Consider the following 17466-nt stretch of genomic DNA (forward strand, 5'->3'; position numbering starts at 1 on the left):
AACAGGTTTAGCAGCTAATGCCCTAAACCTGTTGGAATTAAGATATGTAAATATTATACCAGCGGACTAATACCTGTATAATTATGGGGTGTAATGGCTTTTAACTCCTTTTTCAAAACGGCACTTATTTTTAAACCTGTTATAAACTGATGGATATCGGCTTTGGTAATTACATTTTTGCCTCGGGTTAAATCCTTTAATGCTTCGTATGGGTTGGGATAATTTTCCCTTCTTAAAATAGTTTGAATTGCTTCTGCAACCACCGCCCAGTTATCTTCCAAATCCTGTTTTAATTTGGCTTCGTTTAATACCAGTTTACCTAAGCCTTTTTCTAAAGATTTTAAGGCAATTAAAGTATGTGCCACAGGTACACCCAGGTTTCTTAATACGGTAGAATCAGTAAGGTCTCTCTGTAAACGGCTTACCGGTAATTTAGACGATAAATGTTCCAGCAAGGCATTGGCCATTCCCAGGTTACCTTCTGCATTTTCAAAATCAATCGGGTTTACCTTATGTGGCATGGCACTGCTACCCACTTCGCCCTTACGGGTTTTTTGTTTAAAATAATCCATGCTTATATATGTCCAAATATCGCGGCATAGATTTATTAGAATATTATTGATGCGTTTTATGGCATCAAAATGCGCAGCAATATTATCGTAATGTTCAATTTGCGTAGTAAACTGTAACCGTTGTAAACCAAGCACATTATCTACAAATTCATTAGCCAAACTTATCCAGTCTTTCTTTGGAAAAGCAACATGATGGGCATTAAAATTACCGGTAGCTCCGCCAAATTTGGCGGCATATGGTATAAAGGAAAACAGTTGTACCTGATTTTCTAAACGCTCAACAAATACCATTATTTCTTTACCCAGTTTAGTTGGCGATGCCGGTTGACCATGTGTACGGGCCAGCATTGGTATGGCTTTCCAGTCGTTTGCCAATTGCTGTAGTTTTAATTGCAGGTTCATTAATGCTGGCAGGTATTCATGTTCCATACAATGTTTCCAGCTAAGTGGTATGGCTGTATTATTTATATCCTGAGAGGTTAATCCAAAGTGTATCCATTCTTTAGCATCAACGGCGCCTGCTTTTTCCAGTTCCTGTTTTAAAAAATATTCCACTGCCTTAACATCGTGGTTGGTAGTGGCTTCAATGGTTTTTATTTGCTTTGCATTATCAATGCTAAAGTTCTCGGCCACCTGTTGCAGTTGTTGCCGGGCTTTGGCACTTAATTTAAAAAAACGTTTTTCGTTTAAGAACAAAAAATACGACACTTCTACAATAACACGGTATTTCATTAACGCATATTCTGAAAAGAATTCGTCTAATTGCGCTACCTGTTTGCGGTACCTTCCGTCGATGGGTGAAATAGCAGATAAACTGTTAAGCTCCATTGTTTATTAGTTGGTTAATTTGATATTGTTTTTTTGTACCAGGCAAAAGATCAATAATGATGCTTTACTTGCCACGCTCGGTTCAAAGTTCCTCTTTTATGGCGGCTAAATAGAATGGGAATGATAATTTAGTTACCCCATTTATTGTTGCCATTGCCTTTTGCCCAATTTTATTCTGTTGTACAAGTGTGCGACGCAAGTACAGCTGCCATAAAACACTTTAAGCCGGGTTCAAAAAAAATCCATTTTCTTTGCACGCAAAAGTAGTAGAAACCAACCTGAGTAAGACATAATCTTGCAATTTTATAGGCTTTTTGCTGCATTTATGGCATAATTTAAACGAAGAATGGATGTTGGAGCAAATAAAAGTTGGCGCCGTTAGTTATTTAAATACCCGGCCTTTATTATATGGTATACGCCAATCGGCCATATTAATGCAACAGATTGAACTGATTGAAGATTACCCGGCCAATATTGCCAATATGTTGATGGATGGCAGGATCGATATTGGTTTGGTACCTGTAGCCATTATACCCAAAATAAACAACGCCCAAATTATAAGCGATTTTTGCATTGGTGCCGAAGGCAATGTAGCCAGTGTTGGTTTATTTAGCGATGTGCCGGTAGAAGAAATTGAGGAGGTGATTTTGGATTATCAAAGCCGCACATCAGTTAACCTGGCCCGCATTTTATTGCAACAATACTGGAAACTAAACCCCATTTTTACCCCGGCCGGTACAGATTTTATTGCTCAAATAAAGGGTACAACTGCTGCTATAATTATTGGCGACAGGGCATTGGCGCACCGCAATAAAACCCGTTATATGTATGATTTGGCTGGCAGCTGGAAAGCCATGACAGGTTTGCCATTTGTGTTTGCCGCCTGGGTAGCCAATAAACCACTGCCTGATACTTTTATCGAGGCTTTTAACAGCGCCAATGCTTTAGGGATGGCGGAGATTGACGCTGTAATAAAAGAAATTAACTACCCATTGTACGATGTGCGTACCTATTTTACCCAAAATATTTCGTACCGGTTAACACCTGAAAAGCTAAAAGGACTGGATTTGTTTTTGGAGATGTTGGGGAAGTTATAATCTGCATTAAATTTTTTGTAGTATGCTCAATTTAATGGGCCGTTAAGTAATATTGTAAAAACTTAATGCCCGTTAAACCTATGTGCCAAAAGATAACAAAAGCCTTCCTGCTAATTTTTTTTGGAGTTTTGAACTTAAGCCTGCATGCGCAGCTAACTAAATCAACTATTAAACAATTAAATATTAATTCAAGCTCGAAGGATTCTGTTAATGAAAGTACATTATCGGGTTGTATTAATAATTGGCTTTATTTAAATGGTACAAAAAGTAGTGTTACTATTGGTGATTTAGATATTACGGGAAATGAGGTTACTATAGAAGCCTTATTTAATAGAACTATTCCATATACTACACCTAATGAAATATATGCAGGTGATATTGTTTCTAAACATCTTGATCCCAAAGATGTAAATTACTTATTAAGGCCAAATACAGCAGAAATTACTACAACAGATGGCTATTTTCGAACTCCAGATATTTGTGATATTGACTTAAATAAAACCTATCATGTTGCTTTAGTTTATAATGGAAAGAAACTGAAATTCTATAGGAATGGATTTTTAATGAGCGAAACACCTTGTACTGGTAACATGATAACAAATGATTGGCCTACAACATTTGGAACAACAGCATATCCACCTAATAATTTGCCAGTAGATTTTACCGGATTTATTAATGAAGTAAGAATCTGGAATAAAGCTCGTAGCCAAAATCAAATAAAACAATATGCTAATAGCTCCCTTCCCAATCCAACAACTCAGAATGGATTACTTGCATACTATGTGTTTGATGATTTGAAGAATAAACAAGGTAACAGTCAATGGGATGGACAATTAAATAATTTTGCAACCATCAATAAAAATAATCCTGAATGTGTAAGTTTTATACTTGACTCCTGCGGAACTATTATTCAACCTGACACCACTGTAACCGCAGAATTTACAATTCCGGATACCGTATGTATTAATACACCTATAACAATTAATAATACCACTACGGGTGGAAATAGTTTCTTTTGGAATTTCTGTACGGCAGATATTAAGCAAATACCCGAGGGTACTAACTTGGGTAATATAGACGGGCTATTATCTACTCCCGTTTTTATGGACTATGTTTTGGTAAATAATAACTATTATGGCTTTTTGATTAATCATAATCCCGGTAAACTTATACGGCTGGACTTTGGTAATAGCTTACTAAATATTCCAACAACTGTAGATCTTGGCAATTTTGGCGGTATTATTCCGGTTACAACTGGGGCTGAGGGTATTCAGGTAGTGCAAAATGAAGGTAACTGGTATGCAATCATTGTGGGTGGTTGGCAGCAGTCGGGCAGTACCCCCAGAATTCTGAAAATTGCTTTTGGCACAGATATTACCAATAACTCACCGATTGCAAGAGATTGGGGTAATCTTGGAGATATGTCACAACCAATTGATTTACATGTTTTTAAAGATAATGATATTTGGTATGGGTTTACTACCAATGCTGAAAACAATACCATCACCCGATTTAATTTTTCCAATAGTTTTGAAAATACACCAACTGCCCAAAATTTGGGTAATTTGGGTGATTTGCAATATCCAACGGGTATTTACGCTATTAATAATCAGGGCAATTGGTACCTTTTTATAACAAATGATAATGGTACCATTACAAGGTTGGATTTTGGCGCCTCTTTACTTAACAGTCCCGTTGCAAATAATTTGGGCATTTTAAATGGTTCGTTAAAAAGCCCCAGAGATATTACTATTATGCAATTCTGTGATCAGATAATCGGTTTTGCTGTTAATGGTAACAGTGCCTACAACGATATTGTGCAACTGGATTTTCATAATAATCTTTCTTCTGCACCAACGCTTACCTCATTAGGAAATATCGGAAATTTGAGTTTTCCTCATTCCATTTCTAAATTATTCAGGGTAGGTGCAGACCTGTATAGTTTTATAACCAATGCCAGTAATAATACTATTACCAGACTCAAATTTCCAGGCTGTACCAATGCCAGTATTGCAAATTCAACTGATTCATTGCCACCTCAGGTGCAATATTCAAGCCCGGGTACCTATAATATTAACCTAATGGTAAATGAAGGTTTGCCAACCCAAACTTCTATTTGCAAAAGTATTGTTGTGATAGGCCCTCCTGCAAAAGCAGCTATTATAGATACAGCTTTTTGTGTGGGTGATAGTATTCAAATCACTGCTAACGCTGCCGCTTCTCATGTTTGGAATACAGGAAGTACAGCCAGCAATATTATCATTAAAACCCCCGGGTTATACTGGGTTGATAATAGCAATTATGGTTGCACAAGCCGGGATAGCATACAGGTAAATAGTATTGCATCACCTACAGTTAATTTGGGCAATGATACTACCCTTTGTGAAACAGACAGTATTTTATTAAATGCAGAAAATGCAGGGGCTGATTTTAATTGGCAGGATGGTAATAATAACCAGTTTTACAATGCCGCTGCGGGCAAAACCTATACCGTATTGGTAACTAATTCAAATGGCTGTGTGGCAAAAGATACCATCCAAATCAATGCATTTCCTGCAATTAACCTTACTATTAATAACGATACTACTATTTGCGCAGGTAGCAGTATACAGTTACATGCAACTGGTAATAATATAAATATTTATAACTGGGAATCATCCCAAACACTTTCTGCCAACAATATTTCCAATCCTGTATCATTTCCCCTGGATACCAGTTTCTATACTATAAAAGTTACTGACATTCATGGCTGTACCGATACGGATACTTTTTTTGTAAACCTGGCACCTTTGCCAACACTAACAACAATTGGCGATACAGCCATTTGTTTTGGTACCACCATCTCCTTATTGGCCAATGGTACAGGAAATACCTATCAGTGGAGCCCTTCTACCGGTTTGTCTAACCCAAATATCGCCAACCCATTAGCCTCACCAATTGCTAATACAAAATATATTGTTACCACCTTAAATAATGCCAAATGTTCAGCTACAGATACAGTTAATATCAATATAAATCCATTACCAACCATTCAGGTATCTAACGACACAACCACCTGTAATGGAAACTCAGTAACCCTAAATGCCCTGGCGCCACAGGCAAATAGTTTTAGCTGGTTACCTGCAGGCTCACTTAACAATGCCCAAATTGCCAATCCTGTAGCATCGCCTTTACAAACTACCTTGTACCATTTAACGGTTACCGGTATAAATGGCTGTAATAATACAGACAGTGTCTTAATAAGCGTTTTACCAAAACCTGTATTTGCTGTAAATCCCGCAAATGCAAACCTCTGTATAGGTGATAGTGTTTTGCTTTCCGCATCTGGAGGAGATATATACAATTGGTTCCCTACAGCCTCAGCCCTTACACCCGGCAGTGCGCAAACCATGGTTTTCCCTTCTCAGCCAACTTTGTATAAAGTAATTATAACCAATACAACCTGTAATGTAACCGACTCAGTATTTACTAATATTACAACTAGTCCCAAACCGGTATATACTATCACAAAATCAAACGATGTGGATTGCATAGTTGGCCAATCCAGGCTAAATGCTACTGGTGGTGCTTTGTATAACTGGAGTCCGGCAGCCACATTAAGTAATTCCACTATCGCCAATCCGGTGGCCACACCTTCTCAAACCACTACTTATTATTTGCAGTTAACCGGTGCCAATGGTTGTGTAATCACAGATTCTATTCAGGTAAAAGTAATCATCGGCAATGTGCAAAATGGTTATTTGTTGCCAACGGCCTTTACACCAAATGGCGATGGACTTAATGATTGTTTTGGTGTAAAAAGCTGGGGCAATCTTAGCCGGCTGGAAATGAATATTTATAATCGTTGGGGACAATTATTATTTCATAGTACCAATGCAAGCAATTGTTGGGATGGAACCTATAAAGGAGTTCCACAGCCGGCCGGAACATTTGTATATCAAATAAAAGCCACCAGCATTTGTGGTGATATTTACAGAAAAGGTTCCATCATTTTAATCAAGTAATTCATTTGGTGGCCGGCACCATAACATTAATGCATCTGCTCTTGCCACGCTCGGTTCAGGGTTCTTCTTTCATGGCATCTTTGAAAGACTCATTTAAAGAAGATATGAATTAAAACCAAAGTCTGGCCTCCACATCTTTTAAATAGGTTAGTGTAGACTCTTGAATAGTGTATCGCTTTTCATTGCCTGGTATTGAAATAATCTTTTTCAAGGTTCTGAAATAGGTATTCCAATTGAAGCCAGATTTTTTAAGAAATTCCAGGCTCCACATAAAGGCCGTTGAATAAAAATATACAGTAGGCAAATATCTCCAGGCAACTTTGCTTTTATTTAACCACATCATACTCAACTTTTCCAATTTGGTATTCCTACCTAAGGGCGATTCTTTATGCAATACTTCAAATGTGTCATTATATTCTATACTAAAACCAGCATCCAATACCCTATAACTAAAATCATATTCTTCCATTCCGTAAAAAAAATCAGTAGGATAGGGGCCTGCTTTTAACCATGCTTCCTTTGTTTTAGCATGTGCACATCCAGCGTAATAGGAGGTAAAAAAACGATGCTTATCTTTATATTTTTCATACTGCTTGTGAGGAAATGCAGTAACTTGAATGGCCAAGGTGTCAAAATATCTAACTTTAAAACTAACAACACCCGTAGGTCTTTCCTGCTTACTATTTGAATTAAATGCAGTTATGATTTTGGAAAGTGTATTTATATCTTTTAGGCAAACATCATCGTCTATATAAAAATAAATATCACCTGTTGCAAAACCAGATGCATAATTTCTACCTCGGGAAACACCAAGGTTTTCGGGTGCTTCAATTAATTTAAACGGCGCCTTAGGATACCGTTCTATAAAAGAATTAATCGCACTATAATCATCGCTGGATTTATTATTCAATATAATTACCTCACTCAGCAATTCCGGATTATTTAGAACTGCTATATCATTTAATAAATCAATTGTATCATTCAGCCTGTTGTATGAAATAATAATAATGCTGATAGTCTTCATCATACAAAATTGCGCATTTGTAAAAGAAATTCCAGTTAATTACATAAAAAAAGCTGTAATCTTTTGATTACAGCTTATAAAAAATAATTAAGTTCTTAAAACCAATTTACTGAAGATTGCATATTCACATTGAAATCTTCCTGCATCAATTGAGTGTTGGTATTACTATTGTATAGTTTAACCCAATCTACTGTACCTGCACCCTTAAATCCTATATTGATACTTTTAAGAAGTCCGATTTTATTGCCTTTATAAACAACCTGTTGTACAGGAACCCCATTTAGATAAACAGTCAACCTTTTATTTTTTGCTTCTAAGGTAACTTCTGTCCAATCTTCAAAAGTGTGTATCAATTGCGGACTGTTTGTAATACCTATATTACCAACATGCAGGCTTGTATATTGCTGCAAATCACCAAGAAAATATACTTCGGCAGTATCTTTAGAACCATATAATCTCAATGTTACATCAAAGGGGTAAACAGAAAGCGAAGTGCCGGTTGGGTTTTTTAAGTAAACAACCAGTTTAGCACTATCGCCACTAAATTGATGACATTTTGAAATCGGTAACTCAATAGCTGAGTAAAAATAGCTCCATGGAGAAGTGGTTAATTTTGCAACACCATCATTAATAAAAACTGAGTCAGTAATTGATAAAAAAGGCAAACCAGGTGTTGCGTAATTTCCTAGCCATGTTCCATTTACACAAGACCGGGCATCATCTTGTGATAAACTTGCAATAGCTGAATTTTGATTAATAACTTCTTTATTACAGGCGAATAGAGTTGTTAGGGCAATAATTGCCAGAGCGGGTTTGAAGAATAATTTCATGATTTTTTGGTTTAGAATACGAAAATAGTAATCTAAACCTTATTATTAATTGAGTATTTCGAATTAAGAAAAATATAATTAGGGATTATTTTAAAAATGTTAAACCAGTCTTTTATTCTTTATTGAATATCTTTTTTAATTTCCATTGAATTTTAAACCAAAGAGTTTGCTTTTTTTGCGCATGATATTCAACATATCCAACAGTTAAATTTCCTCTTTGTATATCTTTTGGAGCCTGCATTGGCTTTTTCTCCACCACTACAATTCCGGTATAAAAGTGAACAGCATAAGCAGATTTGGTAAAATAATTTATATCAAAAACACTTTTACTTTCAGAATGCCATGCGTGGATAAAATCAATAAAATTCTTGCTGTACTCGATAAAAGATGAACTTTTTTTAATTCCTCCATGGTAAGCATACATATAAGAAGTATGTGTGTCTTCGCATAAATAAATGCCATCTTCCTTAACATGCTCATACATTTCCTCAAAAGTTACAATTTGTTGAATCATTGTATGCCCGCCATCATCAATTAAGATATCCAGTTTAGGAATACTGGATTTAAGTTCTGATAAAAAATTCTTGTCTTCCTGTTCTCCTATGAAAATTTTTACACCATCTTCTTCTAATTCTTTGCATCTTGGGTTAATATCTACACCGTATAAATGTAATTTATCACCAAAATATCTTTTCCAAAGTTCAATTGAACCGCCTTGTGAAACACCAATTTCAAGTACATGTACTTCTTTATTGCGGTATTTCTCAAAATAGGTTTCATAAACTTCTATATAGTGATCCCATTTATGTATCAATTTGTCATCAAGGCTTTCAAATATGTCTCTAAGTGATTCCATTAACTATTTTGTTATATTGTTTCTATTGCTTTTGTTATAACTGCAAACTTATCTTTAAAGTTTATTCAAAAATCTATCCTATTTATTTATTTTCCCCATTCTTCCCTTTCTATAATCTATATAAGCCTTTAAAAGGTAGCTGGCTAATTGTGCTTTTTGTTTGCCATAAAGAAAATAATTTTTAATGCGCACCTGAATACTTTTTTTCTGCTGGCTTAATTCCTTATCAAAACCTGTCGGGTATTTTTTGTGTACATACCAGTAATTACGCAGCATATAATATAAACGCACGGGGGAATGTAGACTTCTGGTGCTTCGTTGCCCGGTTGCTACAGATCTTGCTGCTATGGCAACACCAATAGAATGGCATAAAAAAATATTGTCAAACTGGATTATACCATAACCCTTGCTTTTGCAGCGGTAGCAATACTCATGATCTACCAGATCTATAAACAGTTGTTCATCAAAACCACCGTTTGCAATACATATTGGCAGGTTTACCAAACTACCCGATGTGATAAGTTCTGTTACCTGCCGGGGCATACAATCAATTGATTGTTTTGGCTTTTCCAACATAGTTATGCCAAACATGGCGGTGGAATTCTTTTGTATATTGCCTGCAACACAATGCATATATTGTTCCGCCACATTGGGCTCAAAATAGGAATCCTGATCCATTGTTAACAGCCATTCGTAACCTGCTGCAATAGCCAGCTTGGCAGCCTGGTTTAAACGATAAGCAATACCCATATTGTTGCCATCGTGCAGGTATTGCACTTTGGGGATTTGCTGCAGGGCATTTGCCAGTTGTGGATTTATTTCGGGAGTGTTATCGCTTATATATAAAACGTCTACAATGGATAGATAGGTTTGTACATATTGTATTACTGTGGCTTCAGGATGATATAATATTACGATGCCCGCTATCTTCATTACTTAAATATGGTTTGCTTTTTTTAGGTGGCTTTATTAATTTTTGTGTTATTTGCCTGCTTTTTTGCTGCTACACTTGTTGCAGCACAAGAGTGCGACGCAAGCGGTGTTGAAAACAGAATAAATGCCGGGTACAAAAAATTATATTTCCATAACAGATAAAGTTACTTTTGCACACTTAATTTTCGCAATGATATGAATATTTCAGCGTTAATAACCACTGTTATCTCTTTTATTATTAAGCCACAAAAACGTGCCTTAGTACGTATTGCCAATACTTTAAAAGGGAAAACAGGGCTGGAAATTGGCGGACCCAGCGGCTTTTTTGCACTGAAAAGTTATTGCCCGGTGTATTTATTTGCCAAACAGATAGATGGCGTAAATTTTAGTAACGAAACTGTTTGGGAAGGTTCCATTAAACAAGGATTGAATTATGCCTATACACCGGATAAAAAAGGGTTTCAATACATTGCCGAAGCCAGCAATCTGGATGCTATTGCAAATGATAAATATGATTTTTTACTTAGCTGTCATAGTTTGGAACATGTAGCTAACCCATTGTTGGCATTAGAGGGATGGTATCGGGTAATAAAGCCAGGCGGATTGTTGATACTTGTATTGCCCGATAAAAACCACACTTTTGACCATAAAAGGCCCTATACCAGCTTTGAACATATTCTAAATGATTATGCCCAACAAATAGATGAACACGACACCACCCATTTTGAGGAAGTGTATGCTTTGCATGATTTGAGCATGGACAATGGAGTGCAAAGTTTAGCTGAATTAAAAGCAAGAACAGTAGATAATTTTACCAACAGATGCGTACACCACCATGTATATAGTATTGAAGTTTTGTCACAAATGGTGCAACACTTAGCATTTACCGTAGTACATTCACAAATAGCAACACCGCACCACCTGGTATTGGTTGCCAGAAAGTAATTCAGCAGTTTATGCCCTTAATATCTATTTGTATACCGGCCTATAAAAGAGTTGATTACCTGAAAAGGTTATTGGATTCTATTACAATGCAAACTTTTCGGGACTTTGAAGTAGTAGTTACCGATGATAGCCCCGATGATAGCGTTGAACAATTGCTACTTACCTATTCAGCCATACTGCCCATTGTATATTTTAAAAACCAACCTGCCAAAGGCACCCCTGCTAACTGGAATGTAGGTATTTCCAAAGCCAAAGGAGAATGGATTAAACTGATACATGATGATGATTGGTTTGCAGAAGAGAATAGTTTACAGGTATTTGTTAATCATATTGCCACCGGCAAGCATTTTATTTTTAGCGCTTATGCCAACAGAGTTAACGAAAAATCGCATGCACAAGTAATGCATTTACAGCATAGCTGGAAGAAAAGAATCATTAAGGAGCCCATGACCCTGCTGGCCTATAATGTGGTGGGCCCGCCGAGTGTAACTCTATTACACAGGAGTATAACCGAACAATACGATGAACGCATGAAATGGCGGGTGGATATGGATTTTTATGTAAGGCTGTTGTTGCAGGAAAAGAATTTTTGCTATATAGATAAAGTGCTGGTAAATGTAGGCATCAGCGAAACCCAGGTTACCAATTATTGTTTTCAAAACCCTGCGGTAGAATTACCCGAAGGGTATTTGTTATTAGAAAAATATGGCAGTCAGCGACTTAAAAATATTTGGGTATATGATGCCTGGTGGCGGCTTTTAAGAAATATGCATATTCGCCAAACTGCCCAATTAACCAGCGAGGTAGATAAACCCTGGCCAACTGTAATTATAAAAATGGTGGCTGATTTAAACAGCATGCCGGACTTTGTTTTGAAAACTGGGGTTTTGTCTAAATTAGCTATGGGTATTTCTTATATAAGATTCATTTTAGGTTAAGAAAGATTATAACCTAGGCTTAATAGTGCTTTTGAATTATCATTTTTACCTTTACTAAAACTTTAATGATGAAAAAAAATTCCACATATTTTAGTTTGCTAGTTTTTGTGAGCATCCTGGTTGCATTGCTAAATAGTTGTAAAAAGGAGGCGGCAGAAAATTATGCTACTAGTGTTAGTGCTGTAAATGAGGAATCATCTGTTTTACTTGAAATGGTTGCAGGTGCAAATAAGCTAACCCTTAAGCCGGGTGTAACTGACGGTCAGGATACCTATGTAAGTAAGATTGATAATGACCCCAATGATGGTAATGGCAATTTGAATTATCTGCATGAATTAATAAGTTCTAAATTTTATTACTTCGGCCAATTAGCCACACAACGATCTTATATAAAGTTTGATAGCCTAAATAAAGTACCTGCCACCTCAAAAATTACATCTGCTATTCTTTATTTATATGGTGAATCAAGCTCTTTGTCTTTTCCAGCAGGCAATTCTTATTTTCCCGGTTCTTCAAATCCTGAGAATGCTTGTTTGATACAAAGAGTAGTAGGAGGTAATTGGAATCAATCTAACATCACCTGGAATAATAAACCAGCTATAACTGAAAAGAATCAAGATACCATTCCCCCATCTACCAGTCAATGGAATTATAATACTTCAGTAGATGTAACAAAATTGGTACAAACCATGGTTCAAACTGGTAACAATTATGGGTTTTGTATACGACTGGTTGATGAAACAGCTTACAGAATTCTTGAATTTTCCACATCAGAAGCAACCAATCCGGCTCTAAGGCCTAAACTGGTAATTAAATATAAATAGACGTAAATCTCTTTCCATTATAAATGGCCGTTTTTAAAAAACGGCCATTCTCGTTTATATTTGAACATTCTAATATCTATTAAACAGATAAGTTCATTTTGCAATTATCCATTGTCATAGTAAATTATCGCAGCGCCAATTATATTATTGATTGTCTAAGCAGTGCATTTAAGTTTGCTTCAGCGCAACAATATGAATGGATTATTGTGGATAATCACTCACAGGATCATAGCAGACAATTGATTACAGCTCAATTTCCGATGGTGCATTGGATTGATATGGGATATAATGCCGGTTTTGCCCGTGCTAATAATCAGGGTATCCGCCAGGCAAAGACTTCAATGGTATTGTTATTAAATCCAGATACCTTAATTATTGACGATGCCATTGAAAATTGCATGCTACGCATGCAGCAAAACCAAGAATGTATTGCAGCAGCCGTTCAGTTATTAAATCCCGATGGCAGTCCACAGATTACCGGTAATTTTTTTATGAAAGGTGGACTAAATCATCTTTTACCATTACCATATTTAGGTGCTTTTTTACGAAAAATTGCCTTTGCAGCAAATGTTAAAAAAACCAATGTGCAACGGGCCGGTATTGCAGAAAAGGCCGATTGGATAAATGGCGCTTTTTTAATGGTAAAACAAACTGCTATTGACAAAGCTGGTTTATTGGATGAAGACTTTTTTCTCTATGCAGAAGAAATAGAATGGTGCAGCCGCCTGGGTAAATACGGTATATTAATGGTATTTGGCGATTTATTTACCACCCACCTGCAAGGTGAATCTATAAATAGCGCTACCAATAGTGCCGATAAAGGTTACTTTAACCTCTACGATAAAAAAGGCTTGCAATTAATGGTATCAAACCATGTGCGCATTCGTAAACAGTTTGGCGTTGGCTGGTTTTTAGTGCACCTACTTGTTTTTACTTTCGAAATTCCATTGTTTTTTGTTTGCAGTTTTTTCCATCACCTGTTGCGGTTAAAAAATCCGCTTTCACAATGGCAACTTATCAAACAATACACTAAAAATGTATTTATCTTATGGCAACTAAGCCCTGTAATTGTTGCCAATACACCTCATTTTTATAAAATGTTTTAGGGTAATACGTTGTCTAAAGCCTATTTAACTATTAATGCTTTTATACCGGCAGTAGTACATTATTAAGCTAATGTTGTGTCACTCACTTGTACGTTCGGATATACTATTCAGCAAGTACATGTTTTGTTGCAATACTATTTGCTGTACAAGAGTGCGACGCAAGTAAAGCAACAATATTGGTGTACAGTTGGGTACATAAAAAAGCCCTGCAAAATTGCAGGGCCTTATTTCTTACTTTTAAAGCTGGTACTGTTAATTAAAAACCTCCTTTACCCTTTCAAAAAACGATTTCTCACTCTTGCCGGGTTGCGGTTTAAAATTGGCGCTATTATTTAGTTTCTCCAATGTTTCCTTTTCTTCTGCTGTAACATGCTGTGGTGTCCAAATACTTACATGTATCAATTGATCACCTTTGGCATACCCATTTACATCAGGGAAACCCTTGCCTTTTAACCTGAATATTTTACCGCTTTGTGTACCTGGTGGTATTTTAATTTTAGCCCTTCCATCAATAGTTGGCACTTCTACCGATGTACCAAATACCGCATCAGGGAAGGAGAGGTGTAGTTCGTAGGCTACATTTAGACCTTCTCTTTGTAATTCCTTATGTGCTTCTTCCTCCACCAGTATAATTAAATCGCCAGGGGCACCGCCTCGTTCGCCGGCATTACCCTTGCCGCTAAGGCTTAACTGCATGCCTTCCTGTACACCTGCAGGTATATCTACAGTTACCATTTCCTCACCATATACCCGACCTTCCCCTTTACAAGAAGTACACTTACTGGTAACGGTTGTACCTTCCCCATTACAGGTAGGGCAGGCGCTCACAGTTTGCATTTGGCCCAAAAAAGTATTGGTAACCTTTCTTACCTGTCCACTGCCACCACAGGTACCACAGGTTTGTATACTACTTTTATCTTTAGCGCCATTACCACCACAGGTAGTACAGCCCACATATTTTTTTACCTTAATGGTTTTACTTACACCACGGGCAGCTTCTTCAAAGCTAAGCTTGAGTTTAATACGCAAATTACTGCCACGTACCCCACGGCTGCGGCTACCACCACTGCTACGCCTGCCGCCACCACCACCGCCAAAGAAATTACCAAAAACATCATCCCCAAAAATATCACCAAACTGGCTAAATATGTCTTCCATATTGCCATTGCCCGGGTGAAATCCACCGCCACTGGTGCCCGGACCAAATGCCTGATGCCCGTAACGGTCGTATTTGGCACGTTTATCTGCATCGCTTAACACTTCGTAAGCTTCAGCAGCTTCTTTAAATTTATCTTCGGCAGCTTTATCACCAGGGTTACGGTCGGGGTGAAATTGCATAGCTACTTTGCGGTATGCTTTTTTAATTTCATCGGCCGTTGATGATTTGCTTACGCCTAAAATTTCATAATAATCTCTTTTTGCCATATTGCTTTTTCTTCTCTTTAGCTTTTGCTGCCATAAATTTTGCTTCTGGCCAGTGTGCAGCAACCGGCTTGAAGTGGATAGCAGCTATTATTTACCCACCACTACTTTTGCAAAACGAATCAACTTATCGTTTAAATAATATCCTTTTTGTACTTCGTCAATTACCTTGCCTACCATTTCCGGGGTTGGGGCTGGTACTTCGGTAATGGCTTCGTGTTTTTCTACATCAAATTCTTTCGAAATACTTTCCATAGCTTTTAAACCTTTGGATTGCAATGTGTTACGAAACTTGTTGAATATTAATTGACTACCCGCTTTAACCTGTTCAAGGTCTGTAGCATTGGGTAATGTTTTCTCAGCACGTTCACAATCATCCAAAACATCCAGTAAAGCACTAATAACTTCTTTGCCTGCAGTTTGGCTAAGTTCCAGCCTTTCTTTGGCCGTACGGCGGCGAAAATTGTCAAACTCTGCATACAAGCGTATAAACTTATCCTTTTGCTCGTTCAGCTCTTCCTGTAACTTTTCCATTTCGTTTTCGGTTTGAACGGGCTCATTTAAATGCGTGGTGCCTGCTGCACTTTCGTCAGCATTTATTGAATATTCAGCCGTTTCTACAGTTTGCTCTTGTTCCTGGCTGTTCATTTCTTTATTTTCCATGGTAAAAAATTATAATCCTTTGTGGGCAAATTTACTGCCAAGGCAAAGTAAAAGGAAAAATTGGCAGTCGCCCAATTCAAATTAGGTATTTCCTTTTGAGCCAAACTTTCCCAAATAATGTAGCATCCTTGCGTCGCACTCTTGTACTGCAACAAATATGGCAACAAATTCCGGTGAGATACCTCCTCTTTTACAACAAGTAAATTATGGGCAACTAAGCAATTGAGCCCATTATCTTTGCAGCATGACAAAAGTGTTGCTGAATCGTAAAATTGCACAACGTATTGCCAATGGCCATCCATGGGTATTTGGAAACGAAATAAACCGTATTGAAGGTGAAGCTGCACCTGGCGAAATTGTAGATGTTTATTATCACGACAATAAATTTGCAGGCAGGGGTTATTACAATCCAAAATCGCAAATTGCCGTTCGCCTGCTTACCCGTAAAAAGGAAGAAATTAACGATGCCTTTTTTTATAACCGCATTCAACAAGCCTGGGCCTACCGGCAAAAAATTGGTTACACAGAAAATTGCCGACTGATATTTGGAGAGGCAGATGATATGCCCTCATTGATTATTGATAAGTTCAACGATTATTTTGTAATACAAACCATGGCATTGGGCATGGATGTTTGGAAACCCGCCATTGTAAAAGCATTGGAGCAGATATTTTCTCCCAAAGGCATATATGAGCGCAACGATGTGCCCGTACGTGAGCTGGAAGGCATGCAACAACAAAAAGGATTTCTGTCGGCACCATTTGATACAAATATCATCATTAATGAAAATGGATTACAATTTCATGTAGACATTGTAAATGGGCAAAAAACGGGGTATTTTCTGGACCAAAGAGATAACAGAAGAGCAATAGCATCCATCGCAAAAGGGGCAGAAGTATTGGGCGCATTTACCTATACCGGTACTTTTGAAATTCATGCGGCACATTATGGTGCCAAATCGGTATTGGGTTTGGATATTTCTGAAAATGCAGTGGCGCAGGCCAATAGAAATGCACAACTAAATAAGCTGGATCATATTTGCCATTTTGAAGCTATGAATGCTTTTGATGCACTTAAAAACTGGAGTAAGGAAGGACGCCAATACGATATGGTAATGTTAGATCCACCGGCATTTACCAAAAGCCGTGAACATATTCAAAAAGCAATTACGGGCTATAAAGAAATTAATTTGCGTGGAATGAAACTGCTTAGAAATGGCGGCTTTTTGGTTACCTCGAGCTGCACTAATCTGGTACAGCCCGATGCGTTTTTGCAAATGATTGATATGGCTGCCAAAGATGCCCGTAAAAAAATTAAGCAGGTTGTTTTTAAAGCACAGGCCAGCGATCATCCTATTGTTTGGGGACTTGAAAATACCAATTACCTGAAATTTTTAATTTTGGAAGTAACAGACAGATAGCTAT

At 37.2% G+C, this 17466-nt stretch carries 14 protein-coding genes; 7 read left to right on the forward strand and 7 right to left on the reverse strand.

All coding sequences use genetic code 11. The annotated features are described in order from the left end of the window. Positions 1–53 precede the first annotated feature (53 nt). Positions 54–1400, reverse strand: coding sequence for an adenylosuccinate lyase (gene purB / locus GD597_RS02525; RefSeq protein WP_171606239.1), 1347 nt, complete (start codon positions 1398–1400; stop codon positions 54–56). 314 nt (positions 1401–1714) lie between these two features. On the opposite strand from purB, the gene GD597_RS02530 reads away from it, so the two are divergent. Beyond that, positions 1715–2497: a menaquinone biosynthetic enzyme MqnA/MqnD family protein gene (locus tag GD597_RS02530; RefSeq protein WP_235954163.1), complete on the forward strand. Its 783-nt coding sequence runs from the start codon at positions 1715–1717 to the stop codon at positions 2495–2497. 128 nt (positions 2498–2625) lie between these two features. Then, complete coding sequence (locus tag GD597_RS02535) at positions 2626–6501, forward strand: T9SS type B sorting domain-containing protein (protein WP_171606240.1); 3876 nt, start codon at positions 2626–2628, stop codon at positions 6499–6501. A 109-nt stretch (positions 6502–6610) separates the two neighbouring features. Here GD597_RS02535 and GD597_RS02540 read toward each other — a convergent pair whose 3' ends face one another. The 4 genes from GD597_RS02540 to GD597_RS02555 all read right to left on the reverse strand — a co-directional run bounded on the left by GD597_RS02540 (position 6611) and on the right by GD597_RS02555 (position 10144). Then, on the reverse strand, positions 6611–7528 hold the full coding sequence (locus GD597_RS02540; protein WP_171606241.1) for a glycosyltransferase family 2 protein: 918 nt from the start codon (positions 7526–7528) through the stop codon (positions 6611–6613). 92 nt (positions 7529–7620) lie between these two features. Continuing rightward, complete coding sequence (locus tag GD597_RS02545; protein ID WP_171606242.1) at positions 7621–8355, reverse strand: hypothetical protein; 735 nt, start codon at positions 8353–8355, stop codon at positions 7621–7623. A 112-nt stretch (positions 8356–8467) separates the two neighbouring features. Further along, the gene (locus GD597_RS02550) at positions 8468–9211 is read right to left on the reverse strand and encodes a class I SAM-dependent methyltransferase (RefSeq protein WP_171606243.1); all 744 of its coding nucleotides are present in this window, start codon (positions 9209–9211) and stop codon (positions 8468–8470) included. A gap of 78 nt (positions 9212–9289) precedes the next feature. Beyond that, the gene (locus GD597_RS02555; RefSeq protein ID WP_171606244.1) at positions 9290–10144 is read right to left on the reverse strand and encodes a glycosyltransferase; all 855 of its coding nucleotides are present in this window, start codon (positions 10142–10144) and stop codon (positions 9290–9292) included. Between the two features lie 195 nt (positions 10145–10339). On the opposite strand from GD597_RS02555, the gene GD597_RS02560 reads away from it, so the two are divergent. From GD597_RS02560 to GD597_RS02575, 4 genes are all read left to right on the forward strand, one after another. Further along, entirely contained in the window at positions 10340–11089 is a 750-nt protein-coding gene (locus tag GD597_RS02560) for a class I SAM-dependent methyltransferase (RefSeq protein ID WP_171606245.1), read from the forward strand. 11 nt (positions 11090–11100) lie between these two features. Further along, entirely contained in the window at positions 11101–12027 is a 927-nt protein-coding gene (locus GD597_RS02565) for a glycosyltransferase family 2 protein (protein WP_171606246.1), read from the forward strand. Between the two features lie 107 nt (positions 12028–12134). Next, positions 12135–12851 (forward strand): DNRLRE domain-containing protein, encoded by a 717-nt coding sequence (locus tag GD597_RS02570; RefSeq protein WP_171606247.1) that lies wholly within the window; start codon positions 12135–12137, stop codon positions 12849–12851. A gap of 98 nt (positions 12852–12949) precedes the next feature. After that, positions 12950–13957, forward strand: a complete 1008-nt coding sequence (locus tag GD597_RS02575; RefSeq protein WP_216368500.1) for a glycosyltransferase family 2 protein — start codon at positions 12950–12952, stop codon at positions 13955–13957. Positions 13958–14209: 252 nt separating this feature from the next. Here the strand turns inward: GD597_RS02575 and dnaJ are convergent, their stop codons facing one another. Then, on the reverse strand, positions 14210–15382 hold the full coding sequence (dnaJ, locus tag GD597_RS02580; RefSeq protein ID WP_171606248.1) for a molecular chaperone DnaJ: 1173 nt from the start codon (positions 15380–15382) through the stop codon (positions 14210–14212). 87 nt (positions 15383–15469) lie between these two features. Next, positions 15470–16042, reverse strand: coding sequence for a nucleotide exchange factor GrpE (locus tag GD597_RS02585; RefSeq protein WP_171606249.1), 573 nt, complete (start codon positions 16040–16042; stop codon positions 15470–15472). 244 nt (positions 16043–16286) lie between these two features. On the opposite strand from GD597_RS02585, the gene GD597_RS02590 reads away from it, so the two are divergent. Next, complete coding sequence (locus GD597_RS02590) at positions 16287–17462, forward strand: class I SAM-dependent rRNA methyltransferase (protein WP_171606250.1); 1176 nt, start codon at positions 16287–16289, stop codon at positions 17460–17462. The last annotated feature ends 4 nt before the right edge of the window (positions 17463–17466 follow it).

The sequence above is a fragment of the Limnovirga soli genome, from assembly GCF_013106755.1.
GTDB classification, from domain to species: domain Bacteria; phylum Bacteroidota; class Bacteroidia; order Chitinophagales; family Chitinophagaceae; genus Limnovirga; species Limnovirga soli.

Excerpts from the sequence above, each read along its gene's own strand:
- purB (WP_171606239.1), bottom strand. The coding sequence starts at position 1,400 with ATGGAGCTTAACAGTTTATCTGCTATTTCACCCATCGACGGAAGGTAC.
- GD597_RS02540 (WP_171606241.1), bottom strand. The coding sequence starts at position 7,528 with ATGATGAAGACTATCAGCATTATTATTATTTCATACAACAGGCTGAAT.
- GD597_RS02545 (WP_171606242.1), bottom strand. The coding sequence starts at position 8,355 with ATGAAATTATTCTTCAAACCCGCTCTGGCAATTATTGCCCTAACAACT.
- GD597_RS02550 (WP_171606243.1), bottom strand. The coding sequence starts at position 9,211 with ATGGAATCACTTAGAGACATATTTGAAAGCCTTGATGACAAATTGATA.
- GD597_RS02555 (WP_171606244.1), bottom strand. The coding sequence starts at position 10,144 with ATGAAGATAGCGGGCATCGTAATATTATATCATCCTGAAGCCACAGTA.
- GD597_RS02560 (WP_171606245.1), top strand. The coding sequence starts at position 10,340 with ATGAATATTTCAGCGTTAATAACCACTGTTATCTCTTTTATTATTAAG.
- GD597_RS02565 (WP_171606246.1), top strand. The coding sequence starts at position 11,101 with ATGCCCTTAATATCTATTTGTATACCGGCCTATAAAAGAGTTGATTAC.
- dnaJ (WP_171606248.1), bottom strand. The coding sequence starts at position 15,382 with ATGGCAAAAAGAGATTATTATGAAATTTTAGGCGTAAGCAAATCATCA.
- GD597_RS02585 (WP_171606249.1), bottom strand. The coding sequence starts at position 16,042 with ATGGAAAATAAAGAAATGAACAGCCAGGAACAAGAGCAAACTGTAGAA.
- GD597_RS02590 (WP_171606250.1), top strand. The coding sequence starts at position 16,287 with ATGACAAAAGTGTTGCTGAATCGTAAAATTGCACAACGTATTGCCAAT.